This window comes from Oceanobacillus senegalensis, from assembly GCF_900176885.1.
GTDB lineage: Bacteria > Bacillota > Bacilli > Bacillales > Amphibacillaceae > Oceanobacillus > Oceanobacillus senegalensis.
Genome location: NZ_LT839648.1, coordinates 2,508,618 through 2,527,756 on the forward strand (window position 1 = coordinate 2,508,618; position 19,139 = coordinate 2,527,756).

Sequence of the window (19,139 nt, forward strand, 5' to 3'; positions counted from 1 at the left end):
CTTTGGCTCATCTTTCCAGATGGATTCGTCTAAAGAATTCCTTTGTAACTCCATGTGGAGTGTCCTACAACCCCAGAGAGCAAGCTCTCTGGTTTGGGCTGTTTCCGTTTCGCTCGCCGCTACTTGGGAAATCGCATTTGCTTTCTCTTCCTCTGGGTACTGAGATGTTTCAGTTCCCCAGGTATGCCTCTTGTGCCCTATGTATTCAGACACAAGTCCTGTTCCATTACGAACAGTGGGTTTCCCCATTCGGAAATCTCCGGATCAAAGCTTACTTACAGCTCCCCGAAGCATATCGGTGTTAGTCCCGTCCTTCATCAGCTCCTAGTGCCAAGGCATCCACCGTGCGCCCTTATTCACTTAACTAATTTACAATGAATAAGCGTGCTAAATTAATAGCCTTGCTTTACTAAAAATAATCTAGCTTCAGCTCCTATAATCAGTCGCTTCAGCCTTTTGATTGATGTCTTGTCATTCTTATCTAGTTTTCAAGGTACATATATTAATGAAGGAATTAATCCCTCAAAACTGAACCAAACAATTCATTATGCCTTATATTCACCTTGTGAAAGGTGTTCCGTAATAATTTAGCTTCAGCTCCTGCAATCAGTCGCTTACGCTTTTCATTTCCTTAGAAAGGAGGTGATCCAGCCGCACCTTCCGATACGGCTACCTTGTTACGACTTCACCCCAATCATTGGTCCCACCTTCGGCGGCTGGCTCCAAAAGGTTACCTCACCGACTTCGGGTGTTACCAACTCTCGTGGTGTGACGGGCGGTGTGTACAAGACCCGGGAACGTATTCACCGCGGCATGCTGATCCGCGATTACTAGCGATTCCGGCTTCATGTAGGCGAGTTGCAGCCTACAATCCGAACTGAGAATGGTTTTATGGGATTTGCTTGACCTCACGGTTTCGCTTCCCTTTGTACCATCCATTGTAGCACGTGTGTAGCCCAGGTCATAAGGGGCATGATGATTTGACGTCATCCCCACCTTCCTCCGGTTTGTCACCGGCAGTCACCTTAGAGTGCCCAACTGAATGCTGGCAACTAAGATCAAGGGTTGCGCTCGTTGCGGGACTTAACCCAACATCTCACGACACGAGCTGACGACAACCATGCACCACCTGTCACTCTGTCCCCGAAGGGAAAATCCTATCTCTAGGAGTGTCAGAGGATGTCAAGACCTGGTAAGGTTCTTCGCGTTGCTTCGAATTAAACCACATGCTCCACCGCTTGTGCGGGTCCCCGTCAATTCTTTTGAGTTTCAGCCTTGCGGCCGTACTCCCCAGGCGGAGTGCTTAATGCGTTAACTTCAGCACTAAAGGGCGGAAACCCTCTAACACCTAGCACTCATCGTTTACGGCGTGGACTACCAGGGTATCTAATCCTGTTCGCTACCCACGCTTTCGCTCCTCAGCGTCAGTTACAGACCAGAGAGTCGCCTTCGCCACTGGTGTTCCTCCACATCTCTACGCATTTCACCGCTACACGTGGAATTCCACTCTCCTCTTCTGTACTCAAGTCCTCCAGTTTCCAATGACCGCTCACGGTTAAGCCGCAAGATTTCACATCAGACTTAAAAGACCGCCTGCGAGCGCTTTACGCCCAATAAATCCGGACAACGCTTGCCACCTACGTATTACCGCGGCTGCTGGCACGTAGTTAGCCGTGGCTTTCTGGTTAGGTACCGTCAAGGTATGATCAGTTACTATCATACTTGTTCTTCCCTAACAACAGAGTTTTACGATCCGAAAACCTTCTTCACTCACGCGGCGTTGCTCCGTCAGACTTTCGTCCATTGCGGAAGATTCCCTACTGCTGCCTCCCGTAGGAGTCTGGGCCGTGTCTCAGTCCCAGTGTGGCCGATCACCCTCTCAGGTCGGCTACGCATCGTCGCCTTGGTGAGCCTTTACCTCACCAACTAACTAATGCGCCGCGGGCCCATCTGTAAGTGACAGCCGAAGCCGTCTTTCAAACTCTCCATCATGCGATGAAAAGTATTATCCGGTATTAGCTCACGTTTCCGCAAGTTATCCCAATCTTACAGGCAGGTTGCCCACGTGTTACTCACCCGTCCGCCGCTCGTTCCACTAACGTCACCCCCCGAAGGGGGATCAGTTAGCTTCCCGCGCTCGACTTGCATGTATTAGGCACGCCGCCAGCGTTCGTCCTGAGCCAAGATCAAACTCTCCAAAAAAGTTTGTATCAAATTAACACCAATCAATTTGATATTCTTAGCTTTTAGAAGTGTTACCTTCTATAGTTAAAAGAAAAACGAGTTCCTTTTAATATCTTAACATACTGGTTGTTTTGTTCAGTTTTCAAAGAGCAAACTTACTAGTCATTTATTAAAAGTTGCTTAAATAGTTTATCACATCACAATGTCTTTGTCAATAATTATTTTTATATATTCAAAGTACTTTTTTGCGACGGAATTACATTATATAATTTTTAGTTGCTAGTGTCAACAACTATTTAAGATGTTTTGTTAATAAATGTCGCTTAACCCCAAATAACACCGAGTTATTTTTAACGACAAGGAATATAATATCACCTTGATAAAAAAATGTAAATAGTTAATTCACTAGCAAACTTATCCAGCTTCCCTATACATGATAACCAGTCGAAAACATCCTTGAATGAACCACATCCATAATAATCAATTAGAGTCACCGTTCGGGAATGAATATAAGCCATTTAAATAATGTGCCAATAAAATGAGGTTTATGCTGAATTCAAATTACGGTACCATTATTATTAAGAAAAAACCTAATGTTCCAAATAGGACACTAGGTTCGTACAAATTGGCAATCCCTCTTATCTTATCCCTACTTATTTTAAGGATTATAAATCAAAACAGTCACAGCTAAAAGCTTACAACGTTCAAACAATGACTCAACAACAGCAAATTCATATGGGGTATGGTTTCCACCCCCGACTGGACCTAAGGAACAAACAGTTGGTACACCAGCCAATGTAGTGTATGCCGAATCTGAACTACCCTGACTAATAACTTCATCGGGCAAATCCATATTAAGTTCGCGAACAGTCTCTTTAATCTTATCAAACAGCTGTTTGTTTCCCTCCGTCACCTCCATTGGGTCCAAAACCACCTTTATAAGTTAATGTAGTTTTTGTTCCTTCAATAAAGTTTTTTGCAGCAATTTCCTCTAAGGTTTGATGCATCATCTCCTGTTGAGCTTTTTGTTTGACACCTTGTTCTAATAGAAGCCTTTGCATAGTCAGGGCAAGTATTGACGGCAGTGCCACCTTCAACAATCGTGACATTATCATTATATGTATAGCCTTCTTCAACGTTAGAGGCAGCATCAATTTCAATCATCTTTTTAGCTAGTTCAATAATCGCATTGCGGCCACTTTTCCAATCAATACCGGTATGACTAGCAACTCCTTGCACCTCTAATTCATATACAGAATCACCAGCTCGTCCTATAGATAAATGGTTTTCTAGATTACCAGTTTCAGGATTGAAAGCATATAATCCGTTCTTTGATTCCTCTAGTAGCATCGATTTCGCATCCGAATCAACATGAGCACTTTCCTCGTCGCCAAGAATAATCACTTTAAGTGGGATACTGTCTACTTCATTTATTAATAAATCTATTCCCGTCTTATGGTCTTATCCACTTTCTACCTAAACTAGTTTTCCCATAAAGCTAACATCTCTTCTCTACTATTGTTTATATAATCTATAACTCGCTCTTTCATTTTTATTCTTCCTCTCGTCTAAACTATCTCTACTAAACTATATCCTATTATGGCCCATAATTAATCGTAACTGCCTCCGCTGCAAAAATAAAGACAATTTACCAGCACTGGTAAATTGCCCTCTATTAAACTAACTTTTTCTAATTATTAAAGTGAATCGATTGCTTCTTTAATAGGTGTCTTTCCAGTTACGACCTGAAATTCCTTACCAATCGTATTCTCATTTTCTAAACAGGCAAGGATAACGCTTGCCACATCTTCTCTTGGTACCTCATTTCTTTCCACTTGGGTTGCTGCCTCTACTTGGCCAATTCCTTCATTATTCGTTAACACCCCTGGATGGATAATAGTATAATCCAAATCCGTGTCCCTCAACCATTCATCTGCATAATGCTTTGCCGCAACATATGGTGCAAAGGCCGAAGAAGCTTCTTGAATTGCTTCACGTGTAGTATCAAACGAACTAATCATAATAAATCGCTTCACACCGGAAACTTTTGCGGCTTCAACTGTTTTTACAGCGCCATCTAAGTCCACCATGATAGTTTTATCTTTCCCCGTATGTGGCCCAGAACCTGCTGTAAATACAATGGCATCCACTCCCTCAGCAGCTTTTGCTATGGCATCAATATCACTTTCCAAATCTACCACTACAGTTTCAGCTCCTAAATTTTCAAAATAGGAAGCTTGTTCTTCGTTACGAATCATTGCCTTTGCTTCCAAGCTATCACTATCCTGAATAAAGGAAACTAGATGTTTTCCAATTTGACCATTTGCTCCTACTACAAGAACTTTCACCTTATCCACCCTTTCTAAGTAAAATTATCCCCTTACAGATTAATGTTAAATCTAACATCTTTATCGTAAACGAATGCAATGCTTGATGTCTAGATTTCCGTTTTAATAGGAAGGACGGTTCTCATAACATAAATAATGCGTCATAAGAACCGTCCCTGCACTAATTAGAGTTTAGCCTCTAAAATACTATAAATATCCGGCGCCATTTTATTCATTCGTACCGGTTTCCATTCTCGATTCACCCACATATGCTTCGTGGTTCCTCCAGCGAGTAATTCTCCAAAAGGTTCAATCAATTCTGCTCCTTCTTTTATCCCACGTTCGAATTTTTCTTCCGTTATTTTCCTTGCTTCATAATAAAATTCCATACGAACCGGTGAATAGTTAGCCACTTTAGTAAAAATAGCGACACAATCATCAAAATGGGCAGATTTTTTATAATGAATGTTCACATCCAATACAGGAAGTAAAAGTCCTACATCTTCCATTTTATGATAGGACATTCCATAATGACGCATCCATTCGGTACGGCCAACTTCAAACCAAGTTATATAATTCCCATGATGGACAACACCCATTCGATCCGTATCCTTATACTGGACACGCATATTGTGTTGATGCCAAGCCTCCGTCATTTTATCCCCCCTTCATCATTTTTCTTAGAAAGTTTTTTTTCTGCTATATCTTTTAAGCGGAACTTCTGTACTTTTCCTGTACTTGTCATTGGCCATTCAGACGCATCGACAAACCAAACATGACGAGGCATTTTAAAACGAGCAAGTTGAGAAGAACACCAGTCAATGATGTCTCTTCGTGTACAAGTTTCACCTTGTTTAAGTTCGATAAAGGCAGCACCTATTTCCGTTGTTAAAGAATCGGGTACACCAATAACATTTACTTGATTAACAGCGGGATGCTCAGAAATAACAATTTCTACTTCACGTGGGGATACCAATTCCCCTGATACTTTATACATTTCTTTACTTCTCCCAAGAAGCTGGATATATCCATTTTCATCGATTCTTCCAACATCACCAGTTCGTAGCCAACCGTCTTTATCAATGACCATTGCTGTTTCTTCTGGTTTTTTATAATAACCATGGGTAACCGTATTTCCTCTTACTGCAAGTTCACCGATAGCACCTGCTGGCAAATCTTCTAAGGTGTCCGGATCGACGGTTTTATATTGAACATTGCAACCATTAAATTCGGGATGTCCACTAGAACCAGCAAGTTTCGGACGGCCAACTCGAGTGGAAATACGTTCTAATGGATCACCAATTTCGGTTGTAACCCCTGATGATGCCACTTCCGTTTGTCCGTAACCTGTAATAATCTCCATCATACCTAGCACATCCATCGCCTTTTGCCATACAGGGATTGGGGCCGGCGCTGCTCCACACCACATAGCAAAAAGATTGGATAAATCAAATTCCGAAACCCTTGGATGATTCAATAATGGAACCAAGGTGGAAGGAACACAAAGATAATCATTTGCTTTATATTTCTCCATCAATTGTAAAGAAGCAAGTGGAGATGCCCCAACCGCTGATATAAAGGAGCCTCCAACAAAGGACATTGCAAGAATAGCTTCAAGAATAGCAAAACAGTGATAGAACGGTAATGGGGCAAATGTCACTCGTCCATCCTCGATTGCCCGACTTAAACAGGTACTGTATGCACATCGAAGTAGCATGTCATCGGTGAGCATGACCCCTTTGGGACTTCCTGTTGAACCGGATGTATACATAATAATAGCAACTTCATCTGGGTAACGGGACTCACTCCATCTTTCATCCAATTCCTCATCTGAAACGGAGTCCGCTCCCTTCAGAAAATCATCCCAAACTAGAAAACGGTCATCTACTACATCTTTGTCCTCATTAGTTAGACAAATAACCTGCTTTAATTTGCTATTTTGTTGAAAATCCGATTCGTCTAGTAACCCCGAAATCGCTTCACTATGACGTCTATCTTTAGAAGTTTGTTGTAAAAGCAAAAACTGTGTATCGGATTGGGAAATGATGTAAGCTAACTCATCTTTTTGAAGCATTGCATTAATCGGAATAAAAACAGCTCCAACGATGGAAGAAGCAATCATTAATGATGGATACGTGGAATCATTATTCATTAAAACTGCAATATGATCCCTCCGTTTTACTCCAAGTTCGATAAATGCTTTAGCATATTGAACAGCTCTTTCCCAAATTTCCCCATAAGTAAATTCTTCATCATTTATATAGATATACGGTCTGTCCTTATATTGATTACATGCCTTTGAAAAGTGTTTAGCAATGGTATCCCTTGGCCACACTGGAAATCGATTTTCCAATGCTTTTCTCCTTTCTGAAACGCTTTGTTTTAGAATGGTTTGATTCGTAGTTGTAGTCATTTTTTGTCCTCCTTAACTATCTAAAACTTTTTTAAAAGCAATAACAGCATTATGACCGCCAAATCCAAAGCCATTGGATAAAGCGATATTGATAGTACCTTCAACCGCTTGATTTGCAACATAATCCAGATCACATTCCGGATCAGGATTTACCAAATTAATGGTTGGTGGAAAAATATTCTCTGCCATACTATTTAGTGTGATAATGGCCTCCATTGCCCCTGCCGCACCAAACATATGACCAGTCATGGATTTAGTGGAGCTAAGTTTAACGTGTTTGGCATCATCACCGAAAACTTCTTTAACTGCTTTTGTCTCAGAAATATCCCCCGCTGGAGTACTTGTCCCATGGGCATTAATATAATCTACGTCTTTTGGCTCTACTCGAGCTCGTTCCATTGCTAGCCTCATAGCTTTGGCTGCCCCTTGATAATCCGGAGCGGTGATGTGATAGGCATCCGTTGTGTTTCCATAACCAATAATTTCACCAAGTATAGGAGCACCACGCTTTTTCGCATGTTCATATTCTTCTAAAAATAAAACTCCTGCTCCTTCTGACATGACAAATCCATCCCGCTCCAAATCAAATGGACGTGATGCTTTTTCAGGCTCCTCGTTTTTCGTTGACATTGCACGCATCTTTGAAAAACCAGCAAAATAAAGAGGAGTAATCGTAGCCTCCGCTCCACCAGCTAATATCGCATCTGAATATCCATGAGCGATATTAAAGTAAGCTTCTCCAATTGCATGATTGCTTGTTGCACATGCAGATACAGGAGAAAAACTAGGTCCTGTAAACCCAGTCTTTATCGCAACTAATCCTGAAGCCATATTATTTATCGACATCGGGATAGAAAAAGGTGACACCCTTTTTGCTCCTTTTTCCAGTAATGTTTCGTGATTACTAAATAACGTTTGTAATCCCCCAGCCCCAGAACCGATATAAACCCCAACGCGGTCTTTATCTACAGCATCTAAATCCAATTTCGACTGATTCAACGCTTGAACCGCTGCAGCATAACCATATTGTGTAAACAAATCATACCTTTTGATTTCCTTGGCATCGAGGTACTTCTCCCCCGGAAAATCCTCAATAAACCCAGCAATTTGTGTATTGATGTCCTTATATTTTTCAGATTCAAGCCGCTTAATGCCCGATTTTCCTTTTTTTATGTTATTCCACAGTGTTTCCACATCGTTTCCAAGTGGTGAAACGACCCCTGTTCCTGTTACAACAACCCTTCGTTTCAAGCGCATACTTCCTTTCAAAATTTATAAAAAAGCTATTTTTGTATTATTTTATCTACTGATTAGTAAAAATTCAGGGTTAGAACCATAATACTAGCAGAGAAAATATCTCTATTGTTTATCTACTGAATGAAACACTATAGTTAAGTCCTAACCTTCCACGATGATGCTTCACTACCGTAGCGATGTTTTATTCCACATCCTATTTAAATTAATGCAATCAGCAACAATCATTTAGAAAATAGCCTATTAAAATAGCTTTCTATTTTTTATAAATATAAAATCCTCTCTTGTATTATTTTATCTTACCATAATATAAAATATTTTGTTATTTCGACTAATCGGGAAAATAACTTACAAATATCAAAACTTTCTTATTGACGAATCCCCACAAATATTGTAAATTAATATTCAATCAAACACGTAACTTCTTATTAAGAGAGGTGGAGGGGAATGGCCCTTAGAAGCCTCGGCAGCGGACTCTTATTCGAGTACTGTGCCAAATCCATCAAACAGCTATTTCTGTTTGAAAGATAAGAAGGGGATTCGTATAACGTCTTATACATATGCCCTCTTCTTAGGAAGGGGGTTTTTTATTTTCCCTTCCAACTTTCGAAAAGAGAATTTCTTTAAAAATTCCAAGTTAGCTATTAGTTTTATTAAACATCAACGAAATTGGAGGATGAATGATCATGAGCGAATATGGAATATGGATTTTAGTCCTTGCTGTTGGGTATACAGTCGCACTAATCATTGCAGGGCAATTAGCAAAACGTAAAATTACAAAGAAAGGAAGCTATTTTGTAGCGGGAAGAAATTTTAATAAGTGGATTGTCGCCTTCTGTATCACAGGGCTTTTCTCAGGTTCCACCTATATCTCGATTCTAGAACTGTCCTATTTATCAGGTATCTCAGCTATTTGGTACGGTGTGGCTGAAATGGTTCAAATTTTTATTATTGCCTTTTTAATCATTCGACCATTCCGTAAAAAGATGCTTGTCACCATATCTGGTTTAATAGGAGAAAAATTTGGTCGTACTGCACTTGGTCTGTCAGGTGCAATTACCGCCTTCGCATTTCCTATGTGGTCTGTTGCAACGGCAATTGCCTTTGCTTCTGCCATCCATGTCTTTACCGGCATATCATTGACACTATCTGTTGCCATCACTGCCATTCTATTATTCGTTTATTTACAAGGCGGCGGAATGTGGTCCATTGCCTTTACACAGACCATAAACTTTTTCCTATTTATCGCCATGTTTATCGTTGGACTGATTGCTTTTTTCATCCATCCAGGTATTGATGGCTTACGTACATACGCCAGTGCTGCACCAGCGATGTTTGACTGGGACAGTGTTGGGTTGCAAGTAATCGTGGCTTGGTTTGGTACCTTCTTGGTGAATGTTATTCTTGCTCAGGCAGCATTTCAAATGGCACTTTCAGCTAAATCACCTGAAGAAGGTCAGAAAGGAATGATTCTAGCTGGGGGCATGGCTATCCCGTTTATAGTTTGTGGTGTATTGTTTGGAATTAGTGCTGCTATTGCTGTTCCAAATGCACAAACTGGATTAATCGCCATTCCTGAGTATTTAATGGAAGTTTTACCCGCTCCGTTAGTTGGTATATTTTTCTTAGGAGTATGGGCCTGTGCGCTAGGATGGGGAGCACCATGTCAATTCTCTGGAGCAACTAGTCTTGGACGTGATACGGCACGGGCTATTCATCCACAGGCTAAAGAAGCGCAGCTCATTAAATATACGAAAATATCATTGCTTCTACTTACTGTATTAATGATTGGTTTTGGAATGCTTCGTACCGAACAATCAGCATGGTGGAATGTACTCGCATGGACCATGAGGAATAGTGCAACATTCGCACCTGTGATTGCAGCCCTATTCTGGCCTGTTGTTACGAAAAATGCCGTTGTCGCATCGTTATTTACTGGATTTAGTAGTGGATTACTATGGTATCATTTAGGCGGATGGCAACCAGATCAATTTTTTGCAAATATTCATCCTGTTTGGATAGGAAGTTCCGTAAATGTGATTACCATTATCGCGGTTACATTATTGGATAAAAATGCCAATTGGGTCATTCAAAAAAATACTCGTTTCGGTCATATTGGTTTTGCCCTTGCAGTCGTATTAACGGTAATCAATATCATATTCTTTGATGACCTTTACCGAAATGGTTTAACCGGATTGTTTGGATTTGCAGCAATTATGTGTTTCTTCATTGCAACCATACAATTCTGTAAACCAATTCTAGAAAGTCAGCCTTCTCTAGAAAAGAAAGTAGCAAATGAATAATAACTTTTGGAAGGACATTCGCTCTTTCCTTCCTATTTTATTACTATGAAGAAAGGATGAATATCAATGAAAGCGAACATTACATGGAATGGTAAAGTTGCCTTTTCGGGAGATACCACCTCTGGCCATGAAATTAAAATGGATGGGGCAGAAGAAATCGGCGGACAAAATGCTGGAGTGAGACCGATGGAGCTGTTATTAAATGCTGTTGCTGGCTGTACCGGTATCCACGTCATATCTATCTTACAAAAGATGCGTTTAGAGCCTACTTCTTTTCATCTAGAAGTAGAAGGCAAACGTGAGGCAAAACCACCAAAAGAATTTACAATCATTCAACTACATTTTGAGTTTGAAGGTGAACTACCAGAAGATAAAGTGATACGCGCTATTAAACTAACCAATGAAAAATACTGCTCCGTAGCGCATTCATTAAATGTACCAATCACATCGACCTATTCCATTAATGGAGTTCATGGAAAGGAACCTATTTAATTCCTTTAACGGTTTAAAAACTCAACATTTTCCCTTTGAGAGTGTTGAGTTTTTTTACTTTATAGTTTGAAATAACCCATGCTTTAAGGTTCTCCACACGTTTCTTCGTCCTTTAATATTTTTTATCCTCCATGCATTCCGGAGTTGTATAATTTTTGTTCATTTTCATTTACGTAGTTATTCTACGTTTCCTTTATAGTAAGTTTCATTATTAATATAGTTTAATTAAAAGGAGTCTAAGTCCATATATTTATTGGATAAAAAAAGGACAACCTAACTAGCCCTTAAGAATGATGCAACAACCCAGTCCTTGCATAGGATAAAGGAGAAGATTCTTCTCATTTGGAGTTGATACGTATGGGTATTGTTACTGAAACACATGTAATCTACACCGTTCAGCCAGGGGAAACAGTCTATTCTATCGCCTCGAGGTTTTCAAGTGACATACATGAAATAGCTCAAGGTAATCAATTATTTCCCCCAGTTACCGATCCTTTTCTCATCCATCCCGGGCAGGTGTTAGTCGTCCCCGTTATCGGAAATGCTAACCCGTTCACATATTATATCGTTGCAAAATATGATAGATTATCCGACATTGCAGAACGCTTTTCTACCAATACGGCTGTCATTTCCGGAATAAACCACCTACAAAATCCGCATTTCATTCACGTTGGCCAGCCACTACAAATTCCCAGTTTCATTTATAACCTAGAACCCAATGACACCCTTGGAAACATAGCAAAGCGTTTTCGAGTTACAGTAGATGACATCGTAAAAGCAAACAGCGACCGTCCAGGTTTCTCCATTAACACGTTATGGCCAGCCTATTCCATAATAATTCCTTACTGAAGGTGTTAAATGAAAACTGTTTTCTAAAAGCTTATTGCTTCCGTCAGAAAAAATGAATGTTCCCCTACTCGATGGATGTACGTGTTGCTTTCCACTCCGGTAGTCGCCTTACACAAGCAAGGCTTCAGGCTCCTCGTCAGAAAACCACTTCCTTGAATAGAATAGAATAGTATCGTTTCTGTATGTGATACCTAGAATTTTAAAAAAACGTAGAAGTGGGATATCCCATCCCTCTCCTACGCTTTTTTTACTTAGTTTCAAGTGGCAATGATGGGTTTTTCGCCCATTCTGTCAAAGATCCATCATATACTGCCACATTCTTTTGTCCAAGTTTATTTAAAATTAGTGCATTCCAAGTAGCTGCTATGGCACTTCCACAATAGGTAATCACCTTTTTATTTGGATCAAGTGCCCCTACTTTTCCAAATGTTTCTCCTAGTTTTTCATCTTCATAGAGTTCATGTGTTTTCGAATCCGAGTGTGCTCCAAAGAAAACATTAAGACTTCCAGGAATATGACCTGGTCTCCCATACGTATTCGTTTCACCTTTATAGTTACTTTCCGATAAACTATCTATTATAATCACATTCTCATCATTAATAGCGTGTAACACATCATCTTTTGTTACAAATAAGTCAGGGTTTCTTTTACCGATGAAATTCCCCTTTGGATAAGAACCAGGCTCCATTGTTACTGGGCGCCCTTCTTCTTTCCACTTCGGTAATCCTCCATCAAGAACTGCAACATCTTCAAATCCTTCATAACGTAGTTGCCAAGCAAGACGTGATGCCCAGTCAGATGCAATAACGGGGGAATTCACTTGTGCTCCTCGATCATAAACTACGACATAGGTACCCTCACTAACACCAAGTTCACTAATTTTCTCTACAAACCTTTCACGAGAAGGGTGGGTAAAGGCAAATTCCGATTCAGGTTCAGAAAGTTCTTCATATAAATCAGCAAAAACAGCTCCAGGAATATGTTCCTTTTCATAAGCCTCTTTTCCAGACCAAAGATTATAATAACCATCTCCACCATTATGTTCTAAAAAGGTAGTTGCATCTAGTAATCTTAGATTAGAATCATTCAACCTCTTAGCAAGCCAGTCTGTCGTTACAATATATGGGACAGTACTCATTATTTTCCTCCTCTTTCAATAAATATATAAAACCCATCTATTTACTTTGATTTAAATGTAACATAAAGACATTTACATATCCATTAGGATGCCTGCCCCGATTTAGAGCCAAAAAAAAGCAGTTCCATTCAATATATGAAGTGAACTGCATATAAAAACTTTATTTACTGTTAAACAGAACTTCCCTTTAATTCTATCTTATCCAATTCATTGATAAATGCAGGCTTACGATGATAGGTTTGCATAAATTCTTTAACCATCTCAAGAAATTTTGTTTGACCACATGCTTTTCGATACAATTCTAATTTCTGACATACGTTACGATATTCCTTTCGTTCTGATGCATGCTCCGCTTCCCATCTGATATAATTGGTAAACATTTCAACTACTTTGTCCTTATAATCTTCCAATAAGTACGGATATAGTTCTAGAATGGTAGATGGTGATTGTTCACAATATTTAAGGATTTTATCGCCCCTGTTCTCTGCTTTTGCGATGTACTCATATACATGCGGCAGGTATCCGGATTTCTCCTCAAATACATGGAATATCTCTTCTATTACTACTTTCCATTCTTCAGTAGAATATAAGTCTTTCAATTTACCATATGCTTCGTATTCATTGTCATAAACAAACTCAAGTAAGACTTCCTTTTGTTTATCAATATCTTCCATTGCTTCATATACTTGTAATTGATATTGTTTCCACTTCTTCATTAAGCCTGGATAATTACTATCATTTTTTTCTCCCTCTTCACATATCGTTAAAGCTGCCGCATAGTTTTCATTGGCCATTTCCTTTTTTATTGCCATTTCACGGAACTTATCAAAATCAAGATTTTCCCGGATAAGCTGTTCTGCTTTCTCTGATTCGCCGTTCCGCTCTAAGATCTTTAGCTGCAGCTCCTTAATAGATTGCTGATCATTATCTGATGCCCAGGAAGAATTAGTAGAAATTTGACTTAAAAGCTTATCCAGCGTTTCCTCTAGTTGCTTTCTAGCTGTAGAACGAGCTGAATAGGTCGTACATACATCTAACAAGTCATAACGCGTATCATTCCAGCCATCATATCGCTTATTCATCGCTTCCTTCAAAATAAGCTGGAACATATTCCCCTGTACACGGTGGTTGGTGGATAAAAGCACCATGGATGATGCATCCTTAAGTAGAGTAATACTTTCATTTACAATATAACCAATTTCTCCACTAGAATCGTCCGTATACTGAAGCATATCGATAACCATCGAAAGCACCGTTATTCCGAAACGGATTGCTGTTTCTTCTTCCCCGTTGTTTAGCTTATTCCTGCCTTTATCAAGTACCATCTCTGCACCTTGAAGTGCAGCATGTACATTTCTCCAAGAGATAAATCCTCGTCTTTTATTCTCATTTATATATTTTCGAATGAGTTGTTTACTGGCTTTCACTTCGTCATTAGGTGTGATTATTTTAAACTCCACCTTCTTCTGAACATCCTCATCCCCTTCAACTAAATCCATGACTAATTCTATTAATTCTTTTTTCGTTAACTTAGAAACTTTATTATATAAATCCAAATATTCGGACTCCCCTCTAAAAGCAAACGATCTATTTTTAATTATTTTACCATACTTTATCGGCACCTGACACTTCACTAATTTTATTGATTAGCGTATAATTTGAGGTTTACTTGACCACCTGCCCATTGATTATATATGATGAAATGAAGTTATTTAAAAGGAGATTAATGCAATGACTAAAAAGGTATATTTAAATCACGATGGTGGGGTTGATGACTTAGTTTCCTTATTTTTGCTATTACAAATGGAGGATGTTGAATTAATTGGGACAGGTGTTATTCCAGCGGATTGTTATTTAGAACCTGCTGTTTCAGCTAGTCGAAAAATCATTGACCGCTTTGGTAATGGAAAACAATTAGTAGTAGCTAACTCCACGTCACGTGGGAAAAATCCCTTTCCCAAAGACTGGCGTATGCATGCCTTCTATGTCGATGCATTACCAATATTAAATGAACACCTTCCAGTAAAAACAAAAGAATCCAATTTACCAGCTCACCAAGACATGATTCAAGCACTAAGGCGAAGCGACTCTAAAGTCTCTTTAGTATTTGTTGGACCATTGACTGATCTCGCAAGGGCATTGAAAGAAGCACCAGACATTGAAGACAAAATTGAAAAGTTAACATGGATGGGTGGAACCCTTTTAGAAAAAGGAAATGTAGAAGAACCTGAACATGATGGAACAGCTGAATGGAATGCTTTCTGGGACCCGGAAGCTGTCAAAAAGGTATGGGACAGTAACATACCAATTGATTTAGTTGCACTCGAAAGTACTAATATGGTTCCATTAACGATGGATGTACGAAATCGTTGGGCTGCCGAACGAACAGATATAGGAATTGATTTTCTTGGCCAATGCTATGCCATGGTACCGCCACTAGTACATTTCCAAACAAATTCCACCTATTTTCTATGGGATGTTCTAACTACTGCAACGATTGGTAGAGACGATTTAGTTAAGAAAAGAGAAGTAAAATGCGTTGTTCATGCCCATGGCCCAAGTCAGGGAAAAACAGAAATATCTAAAGAAGGACGTCCTGTAAATCTAGTATATGAAGTTCATCGCGATGCATTTTTTGATTATATAACGAATTTAGCAAAACACGGCTAACTAAGGACGGTTCCGGTAACGCTCAAAAAAAGAATTGGGGCATTGTATCCATATAAATATTCTGCCCCAATTAGAGATTTCGGTCCTGCTTAGGCTTTCCATTAATTAGATGGGCTTCCCTCTCCGTTTTGGCTTTTTCTTCAATCTTATAAACGCATTCCCCTTCAATTTCGAGAGTTCCAACAATCAAATATTTTCAAATGTTTCTATTTGCTTTATAATGGGAAACAACAACTCTGTATCTTGCTACAGAGACTATTAAAAGGAGCAATGTATATGAGCAATAAAATTAAACTTGGAATCATTGGATACGGTAATCTTGGAAAAGGTGCAGTAAAAGCTATTAATCAAACTCCAGACATGGAATTAGTTGCTATTTTCACGAGAAGAGATCCAGATTCATTAAATCTAGATGAGCCTAATGTAAAGGCTGTACATATTTCAAATGCGAGTGAGTATCAAAATGATATTGATGTCATGTTACTATGTGGAGGTTCTGCTACGGACTTACCAGAACAAACTCCGCACTTTGCAAGCATGTTCAATACGGTAGATAGTTATGATACTCACGCAAAAATTCCCGAATTTTATCAATCTGTACATGAAGTTGCAGCAAAGCATGATAAAACAGCCATTATCTCTGTAGGCTGGGATCCAGGCCTATTTTCTATTAACCGTGTAATGGCTGAAGCAATTTTACCTAATGGAGAAAACTATACATTCTGGGGTAAAGGGCTCAGTCAAGGACACTCTGATGCAGTAAGGAGAGTAAACGGTGTTAAAAACGGAGTTCAATACACTATTCCATCTGAACCGGCAATTGAAAGAGTTCGTAGTGGTGAAAATCCGGAATTAGCTACTTCAGAAAAACACCGTCGCGTTTGCTATATTGTTGCTGAAGATGGAGCAGATAAAGCCGCAATAGAAAATGAAATAAAAACAATGCCTAATTACTTCGCGGACTATGAAACGGAAGTGCATTTCATTTCAGAAGAGGAATTAGCACGTGACCACTCTAAAGCTCCACACGGCGGATTTGTCATTCGAGGTGGAAATACAGGAGAGGATAATAAGCAAATTTACGAATTCTCCCTTAAGTTAGACAGTAATCCAGAATTTACTGCAAGTGTATTAGTCGCATATGCCAGAGCCGCTTATCGTTTAAGTAATGAAAAGCAATTTGGCGCTAAAACGGTTTATGATGTGGCACCAGGTTATATTTCACCACGATCAGCTGAAGAGCTTAGAAAAAATTATTTATAAGAAATAAAACAGGAACAACTCCCTCTTAATAAAGGGAGTTGTTTTTATCATCTAAATTGATTTTTCCTCCAACTCCCTGTCCTGCCCCACCAAACATCTTTCCGAGCCTTCATTTCTGGATCACTCATTTTTGAGAAATCAATCTTCTCCTTCTTCTTCTTCAGTTTATCCGGATCTAAACCAGCGTTAACTATGCTTGGAACCAGATAATTTGCATTAATACCACTAAATGCATCGGTGTATATAATATCTTTAATAGAGGAGTCAACTATCATATTTTTGTATGCATCTTTCGCTCCACTCCCCAGCGTTGAGATAAAACGGGTACCAATATAAGCAAAATCTGCCCCAAGAATTTCCGTTAAAAGAATATCCTCTCCTTTTGACATTCCACCAAACAATGCAATCGGACCATCAAAAAACTCCCTAACCTCATGAACAAAGGTAATGGGGTTATATATACCACCATGGTCACCAGCACCACTTGCAACTAGGACTAACCCATCAGCTCCCTTTTCAATCGCTTTCTTGGCAAATTTAATGTTAATGACATCGGAGAAAGCCCCCCATCATATTTATGCACAATTTCTGCAACTGAGCTTGGATCTCCTAATGATGTAATAACGACTGGTAGCTGGTATTTTTCGACTAATTTAAGTTCTTCTACATAGCGTTTAAGCTAATAAGTCAGATCCATTTATAAATATGCTTCCAAAGATACTAGGAAGGCCATCACATTGGCAATTTCATGAGGAAGTGCAACACGTTTCATTGTGGTTTTTCTTTGAATTCCCTTCATGAACCGCTCATTTTCTATATAAGCCGTGTTTTAATTGCCTTATAAGCTCAAATTTAATTTGGTAATAATTATGATATCCTCACCAACTGCTTTCCTATATTTTCACCTTCAAATAACCCAATAAAAGCTTTAGGAGCATTTTCCAATCCAGCTACAATGCTTTCACGATACTTTAGAGATCCATTTTTTACCCAGTTACCTAGCTGTGTATATCCTTCTTCAAAGTGATCCGCGTAATCTCTAACAATAAATCCTTTCATTAAGGCACTACGTTGAATTAACTGACTTTGTACTCGTGGACTCTCTACGGATTTTTCCATGTTATAGGAAGAAATCTGACCACATAAAACAATCCTAGAATAAAAGTTTATTAACCTCATCACCGCATCTGAAATTTCTCCTCCTACATTATCAAAATATATGTCTACCCCATTTGGACAGGCACTTTTGAGAGACTTTAACACATTTTCGGTTTTATAATTGATTGTTTCGTCAAACCCGAGTTCATTTTTCAAATAGTTTACTTTTTCCTCAGAACCTGCAATTCCGATTACTCGACATCCTTTTATTTTCGCAATTTGACCCACAGTCATTCCTACTGCCCCAGATGCCCCAGAGACCACTACTGTCTCTTCAGCTTTTGGTTTACCAATATCAAGTAACCCAAAATAGGCAGTTAATCCCGGCATTCCTACTATTCCTAGTGCCGTTGATATCGGTGCTAAATTAGGGTCAACTTTTCTAATATTATCTCCATTTGAAACAGAATAGTCGGACCATCCAAGACGCCCTTCTACTATTTCTCCCTCTTTATATGATAAATTCTTAGATTCAATGACTTCACCAACTATTCCCCCAGTCAACACTTCATTTAATTGGAAAGGATCTACATATGTTTTAATTCCTCGCATCCTTCCCCGCATATAAGGGTCAACAGACAAATAAATAGACCGAATTAACAGCTCTCCTTCTTTAATTGTGGGTATGGAATTGGTAACTAACTTAAAATCCTCTGCTTTTGGCATTCCCTTAGGTCTTCTTACTAAAAGGATACTGCGATTGACCTTTTCCATTTTAAAATCACCCCTTAACTATTTATAAAGTACTGCCTCCATCCACACTCAACACTGTACCAGTTACAAATTCACTTACACTCGTTGCACAATAGATTGTAGCCCCTTTCAGCATATTTTCATCACCAATGCTCCCTAGTGGAATAGTTTTAAATCTTCTCTCTGTTCCAACATACCCTTCGTCATTTTTGTTTTAAACATACCAAGAGCAATCGCTTTAACATAAATAATATGCCTTGCCCACTTCATAGCCAGATCCTTTGTCAAATGCATAACTGCTGCTTTCACTTGTTGGTATCCTAATAAATAATACTCAACTTTTGGCAACCTAAAACAGACAAGTATACTAAGGTAAACACGCAAACCATTGTTGT

Annotated in this window: 17 protein-coding genes, 1 rRNA gene and 1 riboswitch; of the genes, 5 read left to right on the forward strand and 13 right to left on the reverse strand. The window is 39.2% G+C overall.

The features are described 5' to 3' along the window. The 8 genes from CAO17_RS22120 to fabF all read right to left on the reverse strand — a co-directional run. Positions 1 to 249, reverse strand: a 249-nt coding sequence (locus tag CAO17_RS22120) for a hypothetical protein (protein WP_425435856.1), incomplete at its 3' end; no start/stop codon positions are given. Between the two features lie 386 nt (positions 250 to 635). Further along, positions 636 to 2,202 (reverse strand): 16S ribosomal RNA (locus tag CAO17_RS12130). Between the two features lie 640 nt (positions 2,203 to 2,842). Next, a complete protein-coding gene (locus CAO17_RS12135; RefSeq protein WP_085993007.1) occupies positions 2,843 to 3,103 on the reverse strand; it encodes a M20/M25/M40 family metallo-hydrolase in 261 nt (86 codons plus the stop codon). Between the two features lie 44 nt (positions 3,104 to 3,147). Then, on the reverse strand, positions 3,148 to 3,588 hold the full coding sequence (locus CAO17_RS12140) for a peptidase dimerization domain-containing protein (RefSeq protein WP_143833754.1): 441 nt from the start codon (positions 3,586 to 3,588) through the stop codon (positions 3,148 to 3,150). Positions 3,589 to 3,881: 293 nt separating this feature from the next. Beyond that, positions 3,882 to 4,532, reverse strand: coding sequence for an SDR family oxidoreductase (locus CAO17_RS12145; RefSeq protein WP_085993009.1), 651 nt, complete (start codon positions 4,530 to 4,532; stop codon positions 3,882 to 3,884). Positions 4,533 to 4,696: 164 nt separating this feature from the next. Continuing rightward, positions 4,697 to 5,167 (reverse strand): acyl-CoA thioesterase, encoded by a 471-nt coding sequence (locus CAO17_RS12150; protein ID WP_085993010.1) that lies wholly within the window; start codon positions 5,165 to 5,167, stop codon positions 4,697 to 4,699. Continuing rightward, complete coding sequence (locus CAO17_RS12155) at positions 5,164 to 6,924, reverse strand: class I adenylate-forming enzyme family protein (protein ID WP_085993011.1); 1,761 nt, start codon at positions 6,922 to 6,924, stop codon at positions 5,164 to 5,166. The genes CAO17_RS12150 and CAO17_RS12155 overlap by 4 nt, the downstream gene beginning before the upstream one ends. A 12-nt stretch (positions 6,925 to 6,936) precedes the next feature. Beyond that, positions 6,937 to 8,175, reverse strand: coding sequence for a beta-ketoacyl-ACP synthase II (gene fabF, locus CAO17_RS12160; RefSeq protein WP_085993012.1), 1,239 nt, complete (start codon positions 8,173 to 8,175; stop codon positions 6,937 to 6,939). A 425-nt stretch (positions 8,176 to 8,600) separates the two neighbouring features. Beyond that, positions 8,601 to 8,712, forward strand: a riboswitch (SAM riboswitch). 152 nt (positions 8,713 to 8,864) lie between these two features. On the opposite strand from fabF, the gene CAO17_RS12165 reads away from it, so the two are divergent. From CAO17_RS12165 to CAO17_RS12175, 3 genes are all read left to right on the forward strand, one after another. After that, complete coding sequence (locus tag CAO17_RS12165) at positions 8,865 to 10,481, forward strand: sodium:solute symporter family protein (protein WP_085993013.1); 1,617 nt, start codon at positions 8,865 to 8,867, stop codon at positions 10,479 to 10,481. 66 nt (positions 10,482 to 10,547) lie between these two features. Next, entirely contained in the window at positions 10,548 to 10,973 is a 426-nt protein-coding gene (locus CAO17_RS12170; protein WP_085993014.1) for an OsmC family protein, read from the forward strand. Between the two features lie 357 nt (positions 10,974 to 11,330). Then, positions 11,331 to 11,822, forward strand: coding sequence for a LysM peptidoglycan-binding domain-containing protein (locus tag CAO17_RS12175; protein WP_085993015.1), 492 nt, complete (start codon positions 11,331 to 11,333; stop codon positions 11,820 to 11,822). 247 nt (positions 11,823 to 12,069) lie between these two features. Here the strand turns inward: CAO17_RS12175 and CAO17_RS12180 are convergent, their stop codons facing one another. Both CAO17_RS12180 and CAO17_RS12185 read right to left on the reverse strand, forming a co-directional pair. After that, positions 12,070 to 12,960 carry a sulfurtransferase gene (locus tag CAO17_RS12180; protein ID WP_085993016.1) on the reverse strand — a complete coding sequence of 297 codons (891 nt, stop codon included), beginning with the start codon at positions 12,958 to 12,960 and terminating at the stop codon, positions 12,070 to 12,072. A 170-nt stretch (positions 12,961 to 13,130) separates the two neighbouring features. Further along, on the reverse strand, positions 13,131 to 14,516 hold the full coding sequence (locus CAO17_RS12185) for a hypothetical protein (RefSeq protein ID WP_085993017.1): 1,386 nt from the start codon (positions 14,514 to 14,516) through the stop codon (positions 13,131 to 13,133). 175 nt (positions 14,517 to 14,691) lie between these two features. On the opposite strand from CAO17_RS12185, the gene CAO17_RS12190 reads away from it, so the two are divergent. Then, positions 14,692 to 15,630 carry a nucleoside hydrolase gene (locus CAO17_RS12190; RefSeq protein WP_085993018.1) on the forward strand — a complete coding sequence of 313 codons (939 nt, stop codon included), beginning with the start codon at positions 14,692 to 14,694 and terminating at the stop codon, positions 15,628 to 15,630. A gap of 276 nt (positions 15,631 to 15,906) precedes the next feature. Then, positions 15,907 to 16,893 (forward strand): diaminopimelate dehydrogenase, encoded by a 987-nt coding sequence (locus CAO17_RS12195; RefSeq protein WP_085993019.1) that lies wholly within the window; start codon positions 15,907 to 15,909, stop codon positions 16,891 to 16,893. Between the two features lie 47 nt (positions 16,894 to 16,940). On the opposite strand, the gene CAO17_RS12200 is transcribed toward CAO17_RS12195, so the two are convergent. The 3 genes from CAO17_RS12200 to CAO17_RS12210 all read right to left on the reverse strand — a co-directional run bounded on the left by CAO17_RS12200 (position 16,941) and on the right by CAO17_RS12210 (position 19,092). Further along, complete coding sequence (locus CAO17_RS12200; RefSeq protein ID WP_342744229.1) at positions 16,941 to 17,441, reverse strand: NAD(P)H-dependent flavin oxidoreductase; 501 nt, start codon at positions 17,439 to 17,441, stop codon at positions 16,941 to 16,943. Between the two features lie 319 nt (positions 17,442 to 17,760). Next, on the reverse strand, positions 17,761 to 18,765 hold the full coding sequence (locus CAO17_RS12205) for an NADP-dependent oxidoreductase (protein WP_085993020.1): 1,005 nt from the start codon (positions 18,763 to 18,765) through the stop codon (positions 17,761 to 17,763). Between the two features lie 135 nt (positions 18,766 to 18,900). Continuing rightward, positions 18,901 to 19,092, reverse strand: a complete 192-nt coding sequence (locus CAO17_RS12210; RefSeq protein WP_218775562.1) for an SDR family NAD(P)-dependent oxidoreductase — start codon at positions 19,090 to 19,092, stop codon at positions 18,901 to 18,903. Between the last annotated feature and the right edge of the window lie 47 nt (positions 19,093 to 19,139).

Excerpts from the sequence above, each read along its gene's own strand:
- CAO17_RS12150 (WP_085993010.1), bottom strand. The coding sequence starts at position 5,167 with ATGACGGAGGCTTGGCATCAACACAATATGCGTGTCCAGTATAAGGAT.
- CAO17_RS12165 (WP_085993013.1), top strand. The coding sequence starts at position 8,865 with ATGAGCGAATATGGAATATGGATTTTAGTCCTTGCTGTTGGGTATACA.
- CAO17_RS12135 (WP_085993007.1), bottom strand. The coding sequence starts at position 3,103 with ATGGAGGTGACGGAGGGAAACAAACAGCTGTTTGATAAGATTAAAGAG.
- CAO17_RS12195 (WP_085993019.1), top strand. The coding sequence starts at position 15,907 with ATGAGCAATAAAATTAAACTTGGAATCATTGGATACGGTAATCTTGGA.
- CAO17_RS12170 (WP_085993014.1), top strand. The coding sequence starts at position 10,548 with ATGAAAGCGAACATTACATGGAATGGTAAAGTTGCCTTTTCGGGAGAT.
- CAO17_RS12180 (WP_085993016.1), bottom strand. The coding sequence starts at position 12,960 with ATGAGTACTGTCCCATATATTGTAACGACAGACTGGCTTGCTAAGAGG.
- CAO17_RS12190 (WP_085993018.1), top strand. The coding sequence starts at position 14,692 with ATGACTAAAAAGGTATATTTAAATCACGATGGTGGGGTTGATGACTTA.
- CAO17_RS12175 (WP_085993015.1), top strand. The coding sequence starts at position 11,331 with ATGGGTATTGTTACTGAAACACATGTAATCTACACCGTTCAGCCAGGG.
- CAO17_RS12205 (WP_085993020.1), bottom strand. The coding sequence starts at position 18,765 with ATGGAAAAGGTCAATCGCAGTATCCTTTTAGTAAGAAGACCTAAGGGA.
- CAO17_RS12155 (WP_085993011.1), bottom strand. The coding sequence starts at position 6,924 with ATGACTACAACTACGAATCAAACCATTCTAAAACAAAGCGTTTCAGAA.